We start from the raw sequence: 18,102 nt of genomic DNA on the forward strand, positions 1-18,102 counted from the left end.
TAGTTTAAAGTTTGTAGTTTTACGAATAAATTTTAGAATAATAAGGTCGCGTTATAATCAAGCGGCTAAAAATTGAAGAGCGCTTACAAGATAAGACCTTGTAAGCGGTTTATTTTATATCTAAGACTTAGTTTTATTCTTCAACAAAGGCGTACTTTAGGTTGTAAGTTCCGGGATAGAACTGTTTAACTCCTTTTAATTTTTTTTGCATAAAGATATTGTAGGTCTGGTTTGCATAAGGAGCAATTCCGCATTCTTCAGTCAATAAAATCATTTCCGCTTTTTTAAAACATTCCAACTGTTCATCAAAATCGGAGCTTTTTTTTGCCCTTTGCACCAAATCAACATACTCCTTATTTTCCCAGCCTATCGGAACAATTTTGTTTCCGGGTAAAAAAAGGTCCAAATATCTGGCAGGTGTATCAATGCCGCCTCCCCACGATTTAAAGCCGACTTGATAGTCCAAGCTCTTATTCCGTTTTTTAAAAACCGTTCCCTCGATTTTATCAAGCTCTACATTTACTCCAAGTACGCTTGAAAGACGGTTTTGCAGATATTCATTGAATTTAGAACTTTCATGTGATGGGAACATTATCGAAATCGTTATCTTTGAAGGATCATCCCCAAGCCCCAGCTCTTTTAAACCTTCAATAAAATGAGCTTTAGGATCAGGTACTTTTTTTATCAATTCTTGAATAGGCTCGCCTGCAAGACTTCGGTAATTTTTACCTTCAAGCTCGGTTGCAATCGAGACAAAGCCGTAAGCCGGCTTATAGATATCGTCAAACAAGTCCGTGCAAATTTCTTTGCGCTCAAGACTTGCCGAAAGAGCTTGACGAATTTTTTTATTTGAAAATAACTTATCCTTTTGGTTCATAAAAATATATTGAACGCGGCTGTCAACTCCGTGTATTTCGGCAAAGCGGTTTTCTTTCTTTAGCTTGTTTATCCAGCTTATGGAATAAGCATTTGCAATATCGATGCTTCCGTTTAAAAGTTCGCCGAGGCCGGCATTTTCTTCATTTATTATTTTAAATGTAAGAGCATCTATTTTTACCCTTTCGGCATTCCAAAATTTTTCGTTTTTAACAAGCTCTATCTTGCTGTTGTGCACCCAGCTTTTTACCTTAAAGGCCCCGCTGCAAATTATTTTTTCGGCCTCACTGCCGTAGGATAATCCGAATTGGTTTATAATATCTTCCCTCTGGGGAGGAATTTTTGCAGCAAATTCATGAAGGTTTTTTATGGGATTTTCAGTTACAATTTGAAGAGTTTTTTCGTCAAGCGCCTTGATGCCTATTTCGGAATAATCCAGTTTTCCTTTTAAAATTGCTTGAGCATTTTTAATATAGTCGTAGTACATTGCCATGGGAGAGGCAGATTCGGCATTGATGATACGGCGAATACTGTACACAAAATCTTCAGCCCTTATCTTTACGCCGTCAGACCAATAAGCTTCACGCAATTTGAAGGTCCATTCGGTATAATCGTCATTATGCGTCCAAGACTCGGCAAGAGCAGGAAGGATCTTTCTTTCCCCATTATCTTCGGTTAAGATATCGGTAAGGTTTTCGTTTATGTAGTCCAGTACTACAAAAGAGTACCTATCCGAAGCCTTTGCAGCATCCAAAATACTCGGTTCTGCACCCAATGAGGCCGTAACAACTTTAGGCCCCCCAATATTTTTATTTCCCCCGCAGGCAAAAAAAAGCAGCACCAGCGCTGCAAGAAAAATAATTTTTATAGTCTTCATTTAAACCTCAGATTACACTATAACAAATTTCAGATGATTCTTCCAGCGGGTAAAATAGAACAGCAAGATGATATAAGACGTTTAAAACCCTATAAAAAAGATTCAAATAGTTTACCGAAGAGGAGTCCCCAGCCGTCAACCATAACAAAGAGAATCAATTTAAACGGCATAGAAATCTGAATAGGAGGCAGCATTATCATACCCATAGACATGAGTATGCTTGCCACAATCATATCTATTATAATAAAGGGCAGGTACAAAAATATACCTATCTGAAAAGCGATTGTAAGTTCATGCAGGATAAAGGCTGCAATCAAAATATGCGTCGGAACATCTGCAAGGGTATTCGGTTTCGGCAGCTTAGACATGGCCATAAAGGTACGGATATGGGTAGGATTTTTTTGCATTTGTTTGTACATAAAATACCGCATAGGTTTTTCCGCCTCTTTATAGGCTTCTTCAATTCCGATTTGTCCCTCACTCATAGGCTTATAGGAATTATTGTAGATCTGGGTAAAGGTCGGCCACATTATAAACATGGTCAAAAAGAAGGCTATTCCGTTTAAAACCTGAGTAGGCGGTACTTGCTGCAAAGATAAGGCCCTTTTAACAAAGTCTAAAACAATGCTTAAACGCAAAAAGCTCGTCATCAATAACAAGATGCTTGGAGCTATCGAAATAAGGGTAATAAAAATCAAAAGCTGAACGGAGAAGGCCACATCCTTATTTGTCGAAGGCTCCCTTATAGAAAAATCGATAAAGGGAATTCGCCCTGCCTGCCTGTTAGGATCGGCATCAGTCCTTCCCGCTGTAGTACCGCCGGGAAAATTCCCTTGCGAGAATACTTGAACCGGAATAAAAAGAATCATGCCGAAAAAGATTAGAATTAAAAGATTTCTTTTCATTCTCTTTCCTCCGGCATCTGAGTTTGTGCAGCCTTGTTCAGCCTTTCTCTTTGTGCTTCAAAAAAGTTTGCGTCAATACTGTTGTTTTTCGTACCCTTAAAAACCGACGTCAGCATAGAAGCAAAGTCTTGCTTGGGAGAAGAACTTCGCCTCTCGGCGTCCAAATTCATAGTATCGACAAGGGTCTTATCTTCCACCTCTCCTATCATATTTATCGAAGAATCCGTAACCCCTACAAGGTAGGCTTTTTCGCCCAAGGTAACTACATGAATACTTTTTCCTTGAGCAAGATTAATCGAGGCAACACTTTTTAGATAAGGACTATCAGAAGAAAAAGATAGTGAAGACTTTTTTAAAAATTTCAGCACAACATAGGCCAAAATACATACTATAACTAAGGATATAAGTACTCTCAACAGGTTTGAAACAGGGGATTGAGCTCTTTCTGCAACATTTAAATCAAAAGCATTTTCATTTCCGGCAGATGCAGAGTTACCCTCATTCGTGTCAATATTCTCTTTTGTGCCTGCATCCAATAAAATACCCGACTCCGGAGGCAAAGAAGAATCTTCTTTAGAAGCTCCGTCTGTTTCTGCAAACAAGGCTATCGAAAATAGAAAAAAAAGAACAAAAAACAGCTTTTTTCCCAAGCTCATTAAAGGCCCCCACCCGATTTTAATTCTATATATCCGAAATACGCTCTGCCGGAGATAAAATTTCGGTAATACGGACACCGAAACTTTCTTCTATAACTACAACCTCGCCCTTGGCTATAGGTTTGTGGTTTACAAGAACATCGACAGGTTCACCGGCAAGCTTATCAAGCTCAATAATGTGCCCCTCACCCATTCCGAGGATTTCTTTAATCATTCGCTTTGTGCGCCCTAATTCTACGGTCATTTCCATGTAGACGTCCATGATAAGACCGATATTACCCTGCTCTTCCTGACTTACAAAACCCTGAAGGGGCGGAAATTGAACAGGCTGAACATTAGCGCCCATTCCCATTTGAGGCATCATGCCCATATTATTCATAGCCTGCATACTTCCTCCTTGCTGAGGCGATCCTTGGGCCATACCGGAACCGAACATTTGCTGTGCAGGGCCTCCTGCTTGCATAGCCCCCATCTGCATACCGCCCATCATTCCGTTTTGCATTGCGCCCATATTTTGCATACCTCCCATTGCGGCCATGCCCTGCATTCCGGCATCGCCTCCCATTCCTTGCATTGAAGGATCAGGACCTGCAATTGTTGAAGCTATTTTATCGACAACATCTTCAGGAAGAATCTCCCATAATTGGTATGCTGAGTCATCAAGCTGTACATTATACGTGACACTTATAAAGCTGCGCTGAGGCAATCTCATCATAGCCTTAGGAACATGTGAAGATTCTGCCGGAGCAGATGAAACGCCGGTAAGCCCGGCACGCTCAAGGTAACTAAGTTCCGTACCGACATATTGAGCTATTGTCTCGCTTATAACCGAAAGGGCCATATCGTCTATTTCTACGCTGTCTTCATGGTTAACCAAGCTGACTATTTTTTTTGCAAGCTCAGGACTCATCATAAAGGCATGATCACCTGTCATAGATCCTGAAAAATCAATGAGGGTCGCAACCGCCATTTCGGAAACCCTTCTTAAAAAGGTCTCCCTATCTGAAAGCTCGATAACCGGCTCCGAAATAGCGACACTTTTACCGGTCATAGACTCCAAATTAGAAGATAGCCCCGGAATATTTTCTTTTATAAATTGAAGCAAGGCTGTTTTTTTAAAACTAGCCAAATCATCGCCTGCACCTGCAGCAGGGGCCGGTGCAATTCCGCCTCCGCCTACTCCCGATAACAAGGCATCTATTTCATCTTGAGAAATTGAACCATCACTCATACAACTCATCTCCTTCCGATGTTAATTCTTCGAATTCATCACCGCTAATATCTTCTATTTTTTCCAAAATCTGAACTGCTAATTTTTTACCCTTTACACCGGGCTGGCAGGAGAATTTAGGCCTGCTTCCTACTGTGAGTTTAAAGGGATCCCCTACCCTTACGTTGGGTAAGCGTACAACGTCTCCGGCTCTCAAATTAAGAACGTCCCTGATTGAAACATCTAAAGAGCCTACCTCTGCAACCATGTCAACTTCAACCGATGAGAGTTTATCCTTAATAGCGGCCGCATACTGACCTGTCGATGCCCTCCTAACCGAAGAAAACCAAAACTGCGTCGATAGTTTTGAGATAATCGGTTCAAGGGTAATATAAGGAAGACAGATATTCATCATTCCTTCTTCTTCACCGACCTTGGTTTCCAAGGTTACCAAAAGAACCATTTCTGAGGGGGTTACAATCTGAACAAACTGAGGGTTGGTATCTATGTTTCCCAAGCGTGGACGTAAATCGACTACTGTAGTCCAAGCTTCTCTCATATTTGCAAGAATACGGACTATAACGCCCTCCATAACAGAGCTTTCTATTTCGGTCAGTTCTCTTTGAACCTTTGAACCCTGTCCCTTACCGCCGAACAAGCGGTCTATAATCGAAAAGGTAACCGAGGGGTCTATCTCCAAAAGGGCACTAGCCCTTAAAGGATCCATGTTTATAATCGCCAATGTTGTCGGCGTAGGTATTGATCTTATAAATTCTTCATACGTAAGCTGTTCTACAGTTGCTACGTGAACATGAGCCATGCTTCGCAGCTGAGCCGAAAGAGAGGTGGTTGTAAGACGGGCAAAGGTTTCATGCATCATCTGTACCGTCCTCATCTGCTCCTTAGAAAATTTGTCGGGACGTTTAAAGTCGTAAATTTTTATTTTACGGGTATCGTTAACGGCACGAAAATCTTCTGTATCCGTATCTCCTGAGCTTATTGCGGTGAGAAGCTGATCTATTTCATCCTGCGAAAGAACTTCTGTCATGGCTCTCCTATCCTTTATTGTTCAACAATATCGTATTGCGTAAATCGAACATCCTTTATTTTATTTTTTGTAAGTACATTATCGTTTATTTCGTGTTTTATTTCAATCTTTATTTTTTCTTCCTGCCTTAATTCAGCTGTAGTCTTGCTTTTAAAGTAAGAGCGTAAAAAGTCTATTATTTCAACCTTTCTTGCAGAAAGCTCCTGAGGTGTCGACTTATCGTTGTTGGTATAGCCCAAGGCGACATCAACTATCAATGTTGCAGGAATTCTATCTGCCGTATGTACTTTCAAAATACCTATTGCCTGATACCATTGTAGTACATCCCTTGTTTCACGGTATTCTTCAGAAACAGGAGATATTGAATGCGAGGAGCCTCGTTTATCCCTTATGTTCATTGTAATAACTACAACGGTAACAATGAAAATTAGAGCAACCAATACAATAGCAACCCACTTTATCAGCATGGGTATAAGACCTGCACCTCTTTTTTTGGTATCTACTGATGAAGTCATGTTTTCCTGAATATCATCGTCATCCATTAAGTCATTATCAGCCATAATTTTCTCCTTACTATTATAATCGGCACAATTTTATTTTTACTAAAAGTGTGCATCATCAAGAATAATTATATCAACCCGCCTATTGTAGGCCCTTCCTTCTGCCGTATCATTTGAAAAGATAGGGCGGGTATCTGCATAACCTGCTACCGAAAATCTGGATTCTTGAGCTCCAAAGTCTGTAAGGCTGTGCAAAATATTTATTGCTCTTGCAGATGAAAGCTCCCAATTGCTTTTCCATACGGTAGGATCCGTTACTCCGGAATCGGTATGCCCCTCAACCCTAAACCTATAGGAAGCCAAATCTTGAGAAGATAAAAATTGAGCAAGGTTTAAAAGAGTATCTCTGGATTCGGCAATATTTAGATCTGCACTTCCGGGGTAAAAGAAAACGTCCGATGCCAGGCTTATTACTATTCCCCTCTCATCGCTTGTAACTGCAATCTTATTTGTTTTTATTTCGGGAGCAAAAAGAGAAACAGCCTTTTTTAAGGCACTTGCGAGCATCTTTCCTTTTTCCATTGAAGGCATGGAGCTTATGGTGTTACCGAGGTCTGAAAGCCGGCCTGCAGAAACCGACTTACCTCCTCCCGTAGGATCGCCGCTTATTGATGCAGAAAGAGCCAATAGCTGAGTTACATCAACCTCGGACGGCTCAAAAAGCATTACGAAGAAGCAAAGCATGAGGGTAACCATATCTGCATAAGTGGTAAGCCATCCGCTTCCTGCGGCAGCCGCTCCGTGTTTCTTTTTCCTTGCCATTTTAATCCTTTAAGACTTCAGCTTCTATTGCCTTTCTGTCGGAAGGCGTCAAATATGTAACAAGCCTTTGAGCCAAAATTCTAGGGTTATCTCCGGCTTGAATTCCCAAAACCCCTTCTATAATCATCTCTTTTGATTTTACTTCCATATTGTTTTGGTACATAAGTTTTGTTGCTATAGGAACCAATAACCAGTTTTGCATAAGAGAACCGTAAAAGGTAGTAACAAGAGCCGTAGCCATGTTAGGACCTAGGGCGCTCTTATCATCCAAGTTCAACAACATACCTATAAGACCTATAACCGTTCCCAACATACCGAAACCGGGCGCAAGCGTAGCCCAAGCGTTTACCAGCGAAATCCATGTATTATGACGTTCTTCCATTTGGTTAAGCTCGTTTTCCATAAGAGAGCGGATAGCTTCACCGTCAATACCGTCAACTACGTTCCGTAAACCCGAACGCATAAAGGGATCTTCAAAGTCTTCAATTTCTTCTTCCAAAGCAAGAAGGCCTGCACGGCGGCTTTTTTCGGAAAGAGCGACAAAGCGCTGTACTAAGGCTTTTTCTCCGTAATCGGTTACCTTAAAAACCCTTGCAACAACCTTGAAAATTCCTATTGTATAAGATAAAGGATAGGTTAAAAAAAGACACATGTAGGAGCCGCCCATCGTAATGAACATTGAAGCCGGGTGAATAAGACCTCCGGCCGAACCGCCGAGGATGGCACCGAATGCTACAACTGCTATACCTCCGAATATTCCTATAAACGACGCTATATCCATATATTCCCCTTTTTGCTTCTGCTACAACTCATTTTTAAATACGCCGATTTTACGGCGGTACGCGACTATAGCTTCCAAAATTTCTTCAGGACTTTCCTTAATTACATAGTACTTTCCTGAAAGCATTTGCAAAGTAACATCGGGATTACACTCTATCGTTTCGATTTGATGAGGATTTATCCAATACTTTGTTCCGTTTAGCCGCGTTACCTGTACCATAAATAATACCCTAGATTATACCATACTATCGTTTCAAGTTCAAGACTGTTTCAAGCATTGTATCTGAAGTTTGTATTGTTTTAGCACCTGCTTGAAAACCTTTTTGAGTTACGATCATATCTACAAATTGGTCGGTTAGGTCTACATTACTCATTTCGAGGGTTCCGCCTATCAGATAACCCTTTCCGACAGTGCCCGATGTAGAAATATTGGCAACGCCCGAGTTATTGGATTGAACATAGGTATTCTGACCGGCTTTTTCGAGACCGCCCTGATTGGTAAAACTTGCCATAGCAATTTGCCCCAGCTCCTGTCTTACACCGTTTGAATAAACGCCGGTTATCACACCACTTTGGTCAATTCTAAAGTTTTCAAGGTAGCCCATACCGTAACCATCCTGCTGGTAAGCCTTTGTACTGCTCTGCTGAGAAAACTGTGTTATGGTATTTATTGAAGTTCCTATTTCCCCCAAATTTACATCCAAGGTCTGTCTTGTCGGAGCACCGCCTTCTTCAGGGTTTGCTCCCACAACATTGAAAGAAACTTGCACGGAAACCTTACCTGCCGGACCGCTTACATTTCCGGCCGTATCTGTAACGGAAGCCAGATGTCCGTTATTATCAAAACGGACTATAAAGCTGTTTTCAACACCATCGGTTGTTCCCATTCCGGCTCTTGTTGCTGTAGCTTCTGCATTTGTCGGATCAACATTTACGGTCGCCTGCCAAGCGTTGACCTCTCCGGGAACTCTTGCAAAATCGATTTGAAGCTCATGGGCTTCACCGAAGCTATCATAAATTTTAAATTCGGTAGACCATGTAGATTCCAAAATCTGTGCTCTGTTTGCTCCTTCCGGCAATTCCGGCAATCGCTTATCAAGGTTACAAGCATAATCTACGCTTGTAGTTGCCTTTGCATCTATTTTTTGGCCTATAGGAATAATAAGATCTTCGGTTTGACCTGAAGTGTTGATAAGCCTAAAACCATCGGTTTCCTCTGCCATCCAACCTTGCACTCTCATTCCGTTTGCAGGGTTTACCAAGGTTCCTTCTCTGTCTAAACCGAAAGCACCGGCTCTTGTATAAAAAGATTTTTCTCCGTCTTTAAGAATAAAAAAGCCGTTTCCCTGGATTGCAAGGTCGGTGTTAACACCTGTTGTCTGCAAGGCTCCCTGCGTAAAGATTGTGTCGATACTTGCAACCATCATACCCAAGCCGACTTCTTTAGGGTTTACACCTCCAAGTTCCTCGGTAGGACGGGCTGCGCCGCTTAATTGCTGTGAAATTAAATCTTGGAAGTTTACTCTTCCTCTTTTAAAACCTGTTGTATTTACGTTAGCTACGTTATTTCCGATAACGTCCATTCTTGTTTGGTGGTTTTGCATTCCGGTAACACCCGAAAATAATGATCTCATCATAATTATTGCCTCCTAATTGTTTTCTGCATAAACCGTTTTAACGGCAGACCAGTTGTACCAGTTTCCGTTTACCATAACTTCAGGATTTATACCGCGTGTTGCGGCCGAAATATATCCTGAAACTTTAGAAGAACCTAAATCAAGGTCGACTTTTTTGCCGACGGCGTTTACAGCCGATGAGCCTGTCATAAGCTCGTTTAAGGCGGCAAAGTTTTTATTCATATTGGTCATCTGCTCAAGGGATGAAAATTGAGCCATTTGCCCGATAAATTGAGTGTCTTCCATCGGAGATGTAGGGTCCTGATGGGTCAACTGAGCAATTAAAAGCTGAAGAAATTCGTCTTTTCCAAGCTGCTGCTTAGGAACCCTCGTTTCTGCAAAATTTTGCTTATTTAAGGTGTCAACCTGAAGGCTTAAAAGAGCCTTTTCCTCAGGACTCATCTCGGATTTAAAATCCTTCATCATTTCCGCTTGTTCAATAGCGGTGTTTACAACGCTTCTATTAATATTATTTACTTGCATAAGATTCCCCTTTAAGCCAAAAGATCTACAGTTGAACCATAAACGTAACTGTAGGTACTCAGATTATCGGCCGTTTTTTCAAGCTGCCTTAAATCTTGTTCCGGATTTTTATAGGCAAAGCCCGAAAAGGATTCAAAACCTTCGGCAAAGCCTTCTTGACCCGAAGCTCCCGACCAATCTAAATTAAATTCGGCAAATTCAAAGCCGTTTTCTTTAAATTCTTTAGCCAAATTATCCAAATTTTTTTCAAAGGCTTCGTAGGCTTCTTTAGAGGCAACAGTTACTGTTCCGGTAACCCTTTTCCCCTCACTCAGCTCCAAATTGATTTTTACGGCTCCCAGATTTTCAGGCCTTAGATGCAGCCTTATTTCTCCTGCATTATTGTCTCGAAGAACTATTTTTCCGGCTTGTACAAAGTCTGCTGCCGACTCTCTTATTTCCTGACTCAGCATAGCTGAAAAAGTTTGGGGAGTCTTTTGAGCCTCGCTTCCATTTTGAGTGTTTTGAAGATCGCCGCCCTGAGCCGTATTTTGAGGCTTACCGCTAAAATCGATTACCATATCGACGGAATTATCGGTTTCCACCCTCGATTCGGAACCTGCCGTATGAATAGCAGCATCCGATTGAACTGAAGGCATCGAGCGTAAGTCTTCTACAGAAACCTTAGGTCTAGACTTGGAAACCGGCTTTTTGTTTAAGCTTTCCTTCACAGCCTCACTTTGAGGAGCTATCTTTTTTGATAAATCTTTTTTATCGGCCTTGGATAAGGATACCAACTTTCCTGCCTGTTCAGCCTTTTCTTCGTCAAGGCACTGAGCTTTTTTCTTTCCCGCCTTGTCCAACTTTTTTAAAGCTTCATCGGAAAGAAGAGTAAGATTTTCATCTTCTTTTACATCTTGAGGCAAAAAGTCCTTAATTTCACCCTTAAAATCTTCATTGAGAATTTTAAGATTTAATTCAGGCATATCTTTTTGTGTCTTTTCAGCCTGCAAGTGTTCCGAGTTCAGCTTTTGAATTCCGTTCGTAGGCTTTTTTAGTAAATCCTTGGGCTCTTTTAAATAAGCTTCTTTGGAATTAGGCAGATTATCGGTTTCGGCAGCATTCAAACTCTTGGCGTTACGGGCCGAGTCTTTAGCCGAGAATTCCGTATCTTGCCTTCCTGCTTCCTTTTGAAGCGATGAATCCCTCATTTTATCTTCCCTAAGGCGGGCATCTTCAAATCGGGCTTCATCAATCTCCTTGCTTCCATCCTTGGCGGCGGCAATCATCTTTTTGATCATTGCCAGGAATGAATCTCCGTTTCTTACAGGTTCCGTATCAGCTCTTTTAATGTCCCCAGGTTCTTCTCTTTCCGGCTCTTTTACCGGCAAAGCCTGCATACGAACATCAAGTGCTTGCATATGAACCTCCTATGTGTTTCTTCTATTGTTACTTCATTAAATTTTCGGCTTGTTTTTAAGGCAGGTTTAGGAAAAAAAGAGAGTTTAAAGCTAAAGGGCGAAGTGAAAAGTGTGAAGTTCGACATTCGACATTCGAACTTTCCCTCGTTCGACCTTTGTCATTTGACATTCTAACTTTTCAAATTTTACTATTTATTCAACCTAGAATCCTATAATTATGTGAAGGCAGGGAAGAAAATAACGCCTTCAAAGGAGTTTGTATGAACAATGAAAAAACTATTTTAAACCCCAAGACCGATTGGGTATTTAAGCTGATGTTTTCAAAAGGCGAGGAAGGAAACAAGGCTCTTATAAGTTTTCTCAATGCTTTTTTAGAAGATTCTTACGGTAAAATCAAAAAGGCCGAAATCCTAAATACCGAGCTCATCCGCGACAGACCGTCGGGTGAAACCTACCGCCTAGACTTTTTAATTAAAACCGACACAGGCCTTCTTGTAGATCTTGAAATGCAACAGTTTTGGAAAGCCAACTATCCCAGACGGAGTCAAATGTACCTTATGCGTTTAGCTTCTCGTTTTTTAAAGACGGAGCCTAAAGAAGACGACTTTTTGTATGCAATAAGCCTTTCGGTTTTTGGCTGCGATGTTCCTAAAAACGCCGAGCTTGTCAGAATGTCTGAAGGTTCGGTAATTCAATATCTTTATGTTGAATTAAACGAGCTAATAGTTTATACTATGAAAAAGAAACTTGAAGAGTATAACCTAAAAGATTTTTGGATAAGGTTTTTAGCCAACTATGAAGAAGATAAAAAAAGCGGGATGTTGGAAGAATTATGCAGATTAGAGGAGGGTATAAGAATGGCAGAAGCGACACTCTTTAGGGTAACGGATGAAGAGAGGCGAATGGCAATAGAACTCTCTAATGAAAAATACAAGATGTATGTAGAATGTGAAAGGAATGAAGCCAGAAGAGAGGGATTAGCTGAGGGCCGGACAACAGGTTTGGCTGAGGGTTCTCATCAAAAAGCCCTTGAAACAGCAAAAAATTTACTTGAGATGGGATTATCACACAATAATATTGCAAAAGCAACAGGCCTTTCAGTTAAAGAAGTAGAACAACTCTAATTTGACCATGAAATAAAGGTATCTAAAATCTTGTAGATTTTAGATACCTTCTCAAACCATAATAAAAAAATCTTTTAATCCTCTCTTGTTTTAAGAATAATCAAAAATGTATATATGAGGCCGAGAGCCAAAAGGATGTGGCCTATTCCGGCTATGCCTGAAAGGGCTGCATCTTGGGCCTTTGATGTGTAATTATTTCCTAAAACGGTAATAATACCTCTCAAAAGCATGAGGACCACAGTAATAAGAAGCCCCGTATTCCAAAAATAATTAGCTCTTCTGACACAGGCAAGTTTTTTTTCGTCAAGAGCCGGAACCTGTTTAAATGCAAGATAGGCAGCCAGGGAAAGGACAACCCCTAAAACCAAAACATGGGCATGCATCAGACTTAGATATGAAACCCCGTCAAAGCCATTGAATTTTGTAAATTCCCTAAAAAAGACACCGGCGGCCAAACCTAAAATCAAGTACACAAAAGAATTTTCCAAGATACTTCTTAGGTTGAATTTGGGTATAAAATGCTTAAATCCTACATATACAATTCCCACATAGGCCACAGTCTTGGGCATCATAAGAGAGCCGACAACAGGCACGGTTTTTGAAAACAATACAACCGGTAAATAGAATAAAAAACTCAAGGCAGTTAATAAGGCCATGTGCTCCAAGCCGGGGGTTTTTCTAGCTTGGTAAAAGAAATAAATCAAAACAGCACCGAGAGCAGCAAAGGGGATATTACGGATTATGCTCCAAGTATAGCTTGCATCGGCCATACCCCACTCATTTTGAGGCATAAGGGTGAGTATCAACCTTATGAGTGCCAAACCGTATATAAGCATATCCTTTGTCCTGCTGCTTGTATTGGTTTTTATCTTATAATAATGATAGAACATAAGATAAAAAATAGTCATTGTAATGGAGGTTATTAAAACTCCGATTGAGAGGTAGAAGGCATTTGCCTCAAAACCGCCCTTGTGCCACATAGAAATTACACGGGGAAGAAGGTGAAATGAATCCCCGGCACCTAAAAGAAGAGCCATAAGCCCAAACAGCTTTGCTGTTCTATCCTTTTGTAACAAAAGCTTTATGCTTAGAGCCATAACCAGAGCCAAATAGCTCAAATCAAAAACAGATTCAACAATGTACATAAAAACTCCTTGATGACACACTGTCATTATTTATAAACAATATAATGACAAACCGTCATTTTGTCAAGAGGTTTTTGAATTTATTTTGAAAAATATTAAGGCAATATACTAAAAACTAAAAATATTATATACTTGTAGATATAATAAACCAAAAATGGTTTTGAAAAATGTGCGAAATTTTGTTTAAAATTTCGTACAGAAGGAAAGCTTAAATGGAAACACAGCAAATTTTACAAAATTTTTTTGAGGCGGAAAATAAGCGGGACTGGGCAGCATATAAAAAATTTTTACATCCTGAAGTTGTATGGCAGTTATTCAATAACGGATCCCAGAATATTAAAGGGACTGATGAATATATGCAGTTTATAAAAAATGCCTATAAAAATACGGATATAAAATTTACCTGCAAGGACATGAAAATTTCTAACTCGGGCAACCGCATAGCTGCCTGTTTAATAAATGACAAAGGAACCATATCTATCGATATTTTTGATTTTAAAGATAATCTCATATATCGGGAATATGAATTTATATTGGATTAAAAAATGGGAGGCAAAAATGAAAAAAATATTAGCATTGGTTTTGACCATTTTTATTGTATTTATATCGTGTCAAAAAAATAAACCCTTATTTTCAAACATGAGCGATGAGGAAAGTTTAGAAGAAGTAAAAACCGCTTTAAATGCAAATTTGGACAGCAAAAATGTAGAAGCCTTTATAAATGGAGTTATCGACTATAACGAAACCATAGAAAAAGTTAGTTTAAGAGGCAAATTTGAAAAAGACAAGCCGGAGTATGATCTGGAAAAAATCTATGAATTGTGGCCGGCAAAAAAAGGAGACTTTATAGGCACAAATTGCAGAATAAATACCTTTATGCTTTTAAAAAGCAATATTGAAATCAGAGAAGGAAAAATTGATGACTCTTTACTGTTTATGGACAAAGATGCCATCAGCACAGGAAAAATCTTTAATGATCAAGACACTCAAAAATTTAAAAGACTTTTTTCAAAGGTAAAAACCGAAAACACTAAGGATATCCGCATTCATGCTCAAAAGATGAAAGAGCATTTTTCAAATATAAAATTCGATAAAAATGCAAAAATGCTTTCGGTTGTCCTGCACGATAATTTTGACGGTGATTTTCTTTTTATAGGCCATGCAGGTGTATTAGTCAAAAACAAGGGCAAATTTTTGTTTGTAGAAAAACTTTCTTTTGATGAACCTTTTCAAGCAATAAAATTCAATATAAAAGAAGATTGCTATAATTATTTGTTTTTAAAATATAAACACTACCATGACGAAACTACGGCAAAACCTTTTATCATGGAAAATGATGAGCTTATAGAATTGGCTCTGTATTAAGGAACTTTTTTAGTAAAATTTCATACATTTTCTTGCAATATCGGAATTTCTAGTATATAATCTTAGAGTACCCAATAGATAAAAAAAGATTGATTTGTCTTTTACTCATAGACAAATGCGGAACCAATCCGGTAATTATTTAGGTGAATTTAAGGAGGTTTGATTTATGGATGCTTTAATTTTAACAGGCAGCCCATTATCCTTGGAAGATGTATACTCTGTCGCTTACAATAAGCGGCAGGTAAAAATTTCCGATGATGCGGAAGACAGGGTAAAAAAAGCCCGCCAAATCTTATTTGATATGGCAGCCGAAGGAAAACCTGTTTACGGTCTCAATCGAGGAGTAGGCTGGAACAAGGATAAAGAATTTGATGAGGATTTTTTTGCTGCCTATAACCGCAACCTTTTAAACAGCCATTGTTTAGGAGTAAAACCCTATCACCCTGATGAACAGGTAAGAGCTATCTTGCTATTAAGATTAAACAAAGCACTAACAGGACACACAGGAATTTCGGCAGAGCTTTTACACCATTACAGAGATTTTCTGAATTTTGGAATTCATCCGAGAATCCCCATGAGGTCTTCAATCGGGGAAGGAGATATAACGACCCTCTCCCACATAGGCCTTGCCTTTATCGGGGAGGAAGATGTTTCTTTTAACGGAGAAATAATGAATTCCAAGATTGCAATGGAAAAAGTAGGACTTACGCCCGCAAAACTAGGCCCCAAGGACGGTTTGAGCATAGTCTCCTGCAATGCACAAGGTGAAGCAATGACCGCCATTGTCTTAAAAGAAATAGAAGATTTGGTTTATATGTCCAACCTGATATTTTGTTTAAGCCTTGAAGGACTTAACGGAGTTGTTCAATCATTAAGAGAAGATGTAAATGCCGTCAGAGGAATCAAGGGGCAAATAAAAGCAGCCAAAATGTGCAGAGACTTTTTAAAGGGCAGTTTTTTACATGATCCCGATCCTGAAAGAGCCTTACAAGACCCCTTGAGCTTTAGGTGTGCTCATTCGGTCAACGGAACAATGTATGATGCAATGGATTATGTCAAAGAACAATTACTTACTACAATGAACACAACAGACGATAATCCATGTATAATAATCGATGAACATTCCTCCTTTGTAAGTGCAAACTTTGAGATCACATCCCTAGCAATCGGAGTCGAAATGCTTGCCACAGCTTTAAGTCACTTATCCAAGACTTCTTGTTACAGAATGATAAAGCTTGCAGATCCGAATTTTACCAAACTAAACAGGTTTTTAACACCTCAAGATGTAAAAACTATTGCTTTCGGTACAATTCAAAAAACCTTTACAATGTTGGACACACAAAACAGAGGTTTGGCAAATCCGTCATCGATGGATTTTTATTCTCTGGCAGGAACCATTGAAGACCACGCAAGTAATTTACCCTTGGCATGTTATAAAATATTTCAAATGCTTGATAATATACGTTATATTATCGGAATTGAAGCTATGCATGCAGCACAGGCAATCGACTTGCGAGGAAATAAAAAGTTGGGCGAAGGAACAAAAAAAGCATATTCTCTTATACGAGAAGTCTTACCCTTCTACAATGAAGACAGAAATATAAGCCGTGACATCGAAACAATGTACGAGTTTATAAAATCAAAAAAACTATTAAATATCTAAGGAGCATTTTATGAATGATAACGCAAAAAAAGAAATAAGATGGTCGGTTTTTATTCCGGCATTTTCGTTTGTACTCATTGCCGCTATTATCGGTATAGTAAACAATGAAGCACTTACCAGCCTTTCAAATAAATTCTTTGCATGGTCTCTGGAAAGTTTCGGCTGGTTATATCAAATTACGGTAATGGCCGTATTTATCATTACCTGTGTAATAATGTTTTCAAAACTCGGAAGCGTCAGAATCGGCGGTAAAGATGCAAAACCGAAATATTCTTTCGGCACATGGTTTGCTATGACCCTTACGGGAGGTGTTGCAACAGGAATCGTAACATGGGGTGTAAACGAGCCCATTATCTATTTGGGAAATGTATGGGGAGAACTAGATGCAATAGGTATTCAGCCGGGAACCGCAGAAGCAGCCCGCTTTGCAATGGGAAGATGTTTTTATAACTGGACCTTTATACCCTATGCTATTTATGCCCTTGCTGGTGTTGTTGTAGCTTACATATATTTTAACAAAAAAGAACAATTAAACGTAACCTCAACCTTACAGCCCTTGTTCGGAGACAAAATTAAAAAAGGAGTTGCATCAAGCATAATCGATACCCTTTCAATGCTTGCAATCGCAATCGGTCTTTGTACGGCTCTTACAATGTGTATAACATTGATAATAACCGGTCTAAATGCTTCATACGGCGTATCAAACAGTTTGACAATGTTCATAGTAGTAGGAGTTTTAATTGTTGCAATGTTTACACTTTCTTCCTATGTAGGTCTTGATAAGGGATTAAAGAAACTTGCCGGCATTAACGCATACTTCTATTACGGCTTGCTCATCCTCTTACTTGTAACAGGCCCGACCCTTTACATTTTGCGGAATACTACAGCAGGTATGGCAGAATGGCTCCACAACTTCTGGAGATGGGGCTTGGATCCTATCGATATCGGAGGAGCACCTCTTACACGATCTTGGACTCTTTTTGACTTTGCATTCTGGGTAGCTTATGCACCGGTAACGGGAATCTTCTTAGGACAGATTTCTTACGGAAGAACTATCAGAGAATGTTTAATTGTAAACCTTGTTCTTCCCGCAGTATTCGGTATTGTTTGGTTCGGAGTATGGGGAAGCACAGCCTTAAATATGCAGTTAACAGGTCAGGTTGACTTGGTAGGCGTAATTCAAAATTCAAATGCGGTTATGGGATTATTTGAATTTATAAAGAACATTCCTCTTGCAGCCATACTTGTTCCGGTAAACCTCTTTGTAATTTTGATATCGTTTGTAACAGCAGCCGATGCAACAGCAAACAATGTTGCATCTATGTGTATCAAAAATATCCCTATCGGTTCCGAAGCTCCCAGATACTTAAAGGTTCTTTGGGGTGTTATCATCGGTGTCGTTGCCATAGTTATGGCAGCCTTCGGCGGTGGCGAACAAGGTGTTGCAGGCGTTAAGTCTTTAGCGGCAGCAGGCGGTTTTGTCGTATTATTCATTTTCATTCTACAGGTAATATCGGCAATCAAGATGTTCTTTGTGGACAAAATCGTAGAATAAGATAATCAGCGGGTCTT

The 18,102-nt window shown here is 39.7% G+C and carries 18 protein-coding genes; 5 read left to right on the forward strand and 13 right to left on the reverse strand.

Features of this window, described 5'->3' with window-relative positions; genetic code table 11:
* Positions 1 to 133: 133 nt before the first annotated feature.
* The 12 genes from E4O04_RS13860 to E4O04_RS13915 all read right to left on the reverse strand — a co-directional run bounded on the left by E4O04_RS13860 (position 134) and on the right by E4O04_RS13915 (position 11,233).
* Positions 134 to 1,753 carry a peptide ABC transporter substrate-binding protein gene (locus E4O04_RS13860; RefSeq protein ID WP_253686679.1) on the reverse strand — a complete coding sequence of 540 codons (1,620 nt, stop codon included), beginning with the start codon at positions 1,751 to 1,753 and terminating at the stop codon, positions 134 to 136.
* 89 nt (positions 1,754 to 1,842) lie between these two features.
* On the reverse strand, positions 1,843 to 2,658 hold the full coding sequence (fliP, locus tag E4O04_RS13865; RefSeq protein ID WP_253686678.1) for a flagellar type III secretion system pore protein FliP: 816 nt from the start codon (positions 2,656 to 2,658) through the stop codon (positions 1,843 to 1,845).
* A complete protein-coding gene (gene fliO / locus E4O04_RS13870) occupies positions 2,655 to 3,314 on the reverse strand; it encodes a flagellar biosynthetic protein FliO (protein WP_253708765.1) in 660 nt (219 codons plus the stop codon). The genes fliP and fliO overlap by 4 nt, the downstream gene beginning before the upstream one ends.
* A gap of 25 nt (positions 3,315 to 3,339) precedes the next feature.
* Positions 3,340 to 4,545, reverse strand: coding sequence for a flagellar motor switch protein FliN (fliN, locus tag E4O04_RS13875; protein ID WP_253708768.1), 1,206 nt, complete (start codon positions 4,543 to 4,545; stop codon positions 3,340 to 3,342).
* Complete coding sequence (gene fliM, locus E4O04_RS13880) at positions 4,538 to 5,572, reverse strand: flagellar motor switch protein FliM (RefSeq protein WP_253686675.1); 1,035 nt, start codon at positions 5,570 to 5,572, stop codon at positions 4,538 to 4,540. The genes fliN and fliM overlap by 8 nt, the downstream gene beginning before the upstream one ends.
* Before the next feature lie 14 nt (positions 5,573 to 5,586).
* On the reverse strand, positions 5,587 to 6,132 hold the full coding sequence (locus E4O04_RS13885; RefSeq protein WP_253686674.1) for a flagellar basal body-associated FliL family protein: 546 nt from the start codon (positions 6,130 to 6,132) through the stop codon (positions 5,587 to 5,589).
* Positions 6,133 to 6,174: 42 nt separating this feature from the next.
* Positions 6,175 to 6,894, reverse strand: coding sequence for a flagellar motor protein MotB (gene motB, locus E4O04_RS13890; protein WP_253686673.1), 720 nt, complete (start codon positions 6,892 to 6,894; stop codon positions 6,175 to 6,177).
* A gap of 1 nt (position 6,895) precedes the next feature.
* A complete protein-coding gene (locus E4O04_RS13895) occupies positions 6,896 to 7,675 on the reverse strand; it encodes a motility protein A (protein ID WP_253686672.1) in 780 nt (259 codons plus the stop codon).
* Positions 7,676 to 7,696: 21 nt separating this feature from the next.
* Positions 7,697 to 7,894, reverse strand: coding sequence for a flagellar FlbD family protein (locus E4O04_RS13900; RefSeq protein WP_253686671.1), 198 nt, complete (start codon positions 7,892 to 7,894; stop codon positions 7,697 to 7,699).
* Between the two features lie 25 nt (positions 7,895 to 7,919).
* Complete coding sequence (flgE, locus tag E4O04_RS13905; protein ID WP_253708770.1) at positions 7,920 to 9,311, reverse strand: flagellar hook protein FlgE; 1,392 nt, start codon at positions 9,309 to 9,311, stop codon at positions 7,920 to 7,922.
* Positions 9,312 to 9,323: 12 nt separating this feature from the next.
* On the reverse strand, positions 9,324 to 9,833 hold the full coding sequence (gene flgD, locus E4O04_RS13910) for a flagellar hook assembly protein FlgD (protein WP_253708772.1): 510 nt from the start codon (positions 9,831 to 9,833) through the stop codon (positions 9,324 to 9,326).
* 11 nt (positions 9,834 to 9,844) lie between these two features.
* Positions 9,845 to 11,233 (reverse strand): flagellar hook-length control protein FliK, encoded by a 1,389-nt coding sequence (locus E4O04_RS13915; RefSeq protein ID WP_253708774.1) that lies wholly within the window; start codon positions 11,231 to 11,233, stop codon positions 9,845 to 9,847.
* A 260-nt stretch (positions 11,234 to 11,493) separates the two neighbouring features.
* On the opposite strand from E4O04_RS13915, the gene E4O04_RS13920 reads away from it, so the two are divergent.
* Positions 11,494 to 12,357, forward strand: coding sequence for a PD-(D/E)XK nuclease family transposase (locus E4O04_RS13920; RefSeq protein ID WP_253708776.1), 864 nt, complete (start codon positions 11,494 to 11,496; stop codon positions 12,355 to 12,357).
* Between the two features lie 74 nt (positions 12,358 to 12,431).
* On the opposite strand, the gene E4O04_RS13925 is transcribed toward E4O04_RS13920, so the two are convergent.
* On the reverse strand, positions 12,432 to 13,502 hold the full coding sequence (locus E4O04_RS13925) for a DUF2871 family protein (RefSeq protein ID WP_253708778.1): 1,071 nt from the start codon (positions 13,500 to 13,502) through the stop codon (positions 12,432 to 12,434).
* 212 nt (positions 13,503 to 13,714) lie between these two features.
* Between E4O04_RS13925 and E4O04_RS13930 the strand changes: the two genes are divergently transcribed.
* The 4 genes from E4O04_RS13930 (at position 13,715) to E4O04_RS13945 (ending at position 18,085) form a co-directional block, all read left to right on the forward strand.
* Positions 13,715 to 14,044, forward strand: a complete 330-nt coding sequence (locus E4O04_RS13930; RefSeq protein WP_253686666.1) for a nuclear transport factor 2 family protein — start codon at positions 13,715 to 13,717, stop codon at positions 14,042 to 14,044.
* A gap of 16 nt (positions 14,045 to 14,060) precedes the next feature.
* The gene (locus E4O04_RS13935; RefSeq protein ID WP_253708780.1) at positions 14,061 to 14,867 is read left to right on the forward strand and encodes a DUF4300 family protein; all 807 of its coding nucleotides are present in this window, start codon (positions 14,061 to 14,063) and stop codon (positions 14,865 to 14,867) included.
* 166 nt (positions 14,868 to 15,033) lie between these two features.
* Positions 15,034 to 16,530, forward strand: a complete 1,497-nt coding sequence (gene hutH / locus E4O04_RS13940; protein ID WP_253686664.1) for an HAL/PAL/TAL family ammonia-lyase — start codon at positions 15,034 to 15,036, stop codon at positions 16,528 to 16,530.
* Positions 16,531 to 16,540: 10 nt separating this feature from the next.
* Positions 16,541 to 18,085: a BCCT family transporter gene (locus tag E4O04_RS13945; RefSeq protein WP_253677970.1), complete on the forward strand. Its 1,545-nt coding sequence runs from the start codon at positions 16,541 to 16,543 to the stop codon at positions 18,083 to 18,085.
* The last annotated feature ends 17 nt before the right edge of the window (positions 18,086 to 18,102 follow it).

The organism is Treponema sp. OMZ 799, assembly GCF_024181365.1.
In the GTDB taxonomy this organism is placed as follows: Bacteria; Spirochaetota; Spirochaetia; order Treponematales; family Treponemataceae; genus Treponema_B.

Bases quoted from the DNA above. Each gene is read 5' to 3' on its own strand.
- E4O04_RS13860 (WP_253686679.1), bottom strand. From the start codon at position 1,753: ATGAAGACTATAAAAATTATTTTTCTTGCAGCGCTGGTGCTGCTTTTT.
- fliP (WP_253686678.1), bottom strand. From the start codon at position 2,658: ATGAAAAGAAATCTTTTAATTCTAATCTTTTTCGGCATGATTCTTTTT.
- fliO (WP_253708765.1), bottom strand. From the start codon at position 3,314: ATGAGCTTGGGAAAAAAGCTGTTTTTTGTTCTTTTTTTTCTATTTTCG.
- fliN (WP_253708768.1), bottom strand. From the start codon at position 4,545: ATGAGTGATGGTTCAATTTCTCAAGATGAAATAGATGCCTTGTTATCG.
- fliM (WP_253686675.1), bottom strand. From the start codon at position 5,572: ATGACAGAAGTTCTTTCGCAGGATGAAATAGATCAGCTTCTCACCGCA.
- E4O04_RS13885 (WP_253686674.1), bottom strand. From the start codon at position 6,132: ATGGCTGATAATGACTTAATGGATGACGATGATATTCAGGAAAACATG.
- motB (WP_253686673.1), bottom strand. From the start codon at position 6,894: ATGGCAAGGAAAAAGAAACACGGAGCGGCTGCCGCAGGAAGCGGATGG.
- E4O04_RS13895 (WP_253686672.1), bottom strand. From the start codon at position 7,675: ATGGATATAGCGTCGTTTATAGGAATATTCGGAGGTATAGCAGTTGTA.
- E4O04_RS13900 (WP_253686671.1), bottom strand. From the start codon at position 7,894: ATGGTACAGGTAACGCGGCTAAACGGAACAAAGTATTGGATAAATCCT.
- flgE (WP_253708770.1), bottom strand. From the start codon at position 9,311: ATGATGAGATCATTATTTTCGGGTGTTACCGGAATGCAAAACCACCAA.
- flgD (WP_253708772.1), bottom strand. From the start codon at position 9,833: ATGCAAGTAAATAATATTAATAGAAGCGTTGTAAACACCGCTATTGAA.
- E4O04_RS13915 (WP_253708774.1), bottom strand. From the start codon at position 11,233: ATGCAAGCACTTGATGTTCGTATGCAGGCTTTGCCGGTAAAAGAGCCG.
- E4O04_RS13920 (WP_253708776.1), top strand. From the start codon at position 11,494: ATGAACAATGAAAAAACTATTTTAAACCCCAAGACCGATTGGGTATTT.
- E4O04_RS13925 (WP_253708778.1), bottom strand. From the start codon at position 13,502: ATGTACATTGTTGAATCTGTTTTTGATTTGAGCTATTTGGCTCTGGTT.
- E4O04_RS13930 (WP_253686666.1), top strand. From the start codon at position 13,715: ATGGAAACACAGCAAATTTTACAAAATTTTTTTGAGGCGGAAAATAAG.
- E4O04_RS13935 (WP_253708780.1), top strand. From the start codon at position 14,061: ATGAAAAAAATATTAGCATTGGTTTTGACCATTTTTATTGTATTTATA.
- hutH (WP_253686664.1), top strand. From the start codon at position 15,034: ATGGATGCTTTAATTTTAACAGGCAGCCCATTATCCTTGGAAGATGTA.
- E4O04_RS13945 (WP_253677970.1), top strand. From the start codon at position 16,541: ATGAATGATAACGCAAAAAAAGAAATAAGATGGTCGGTTTTTATTCCG.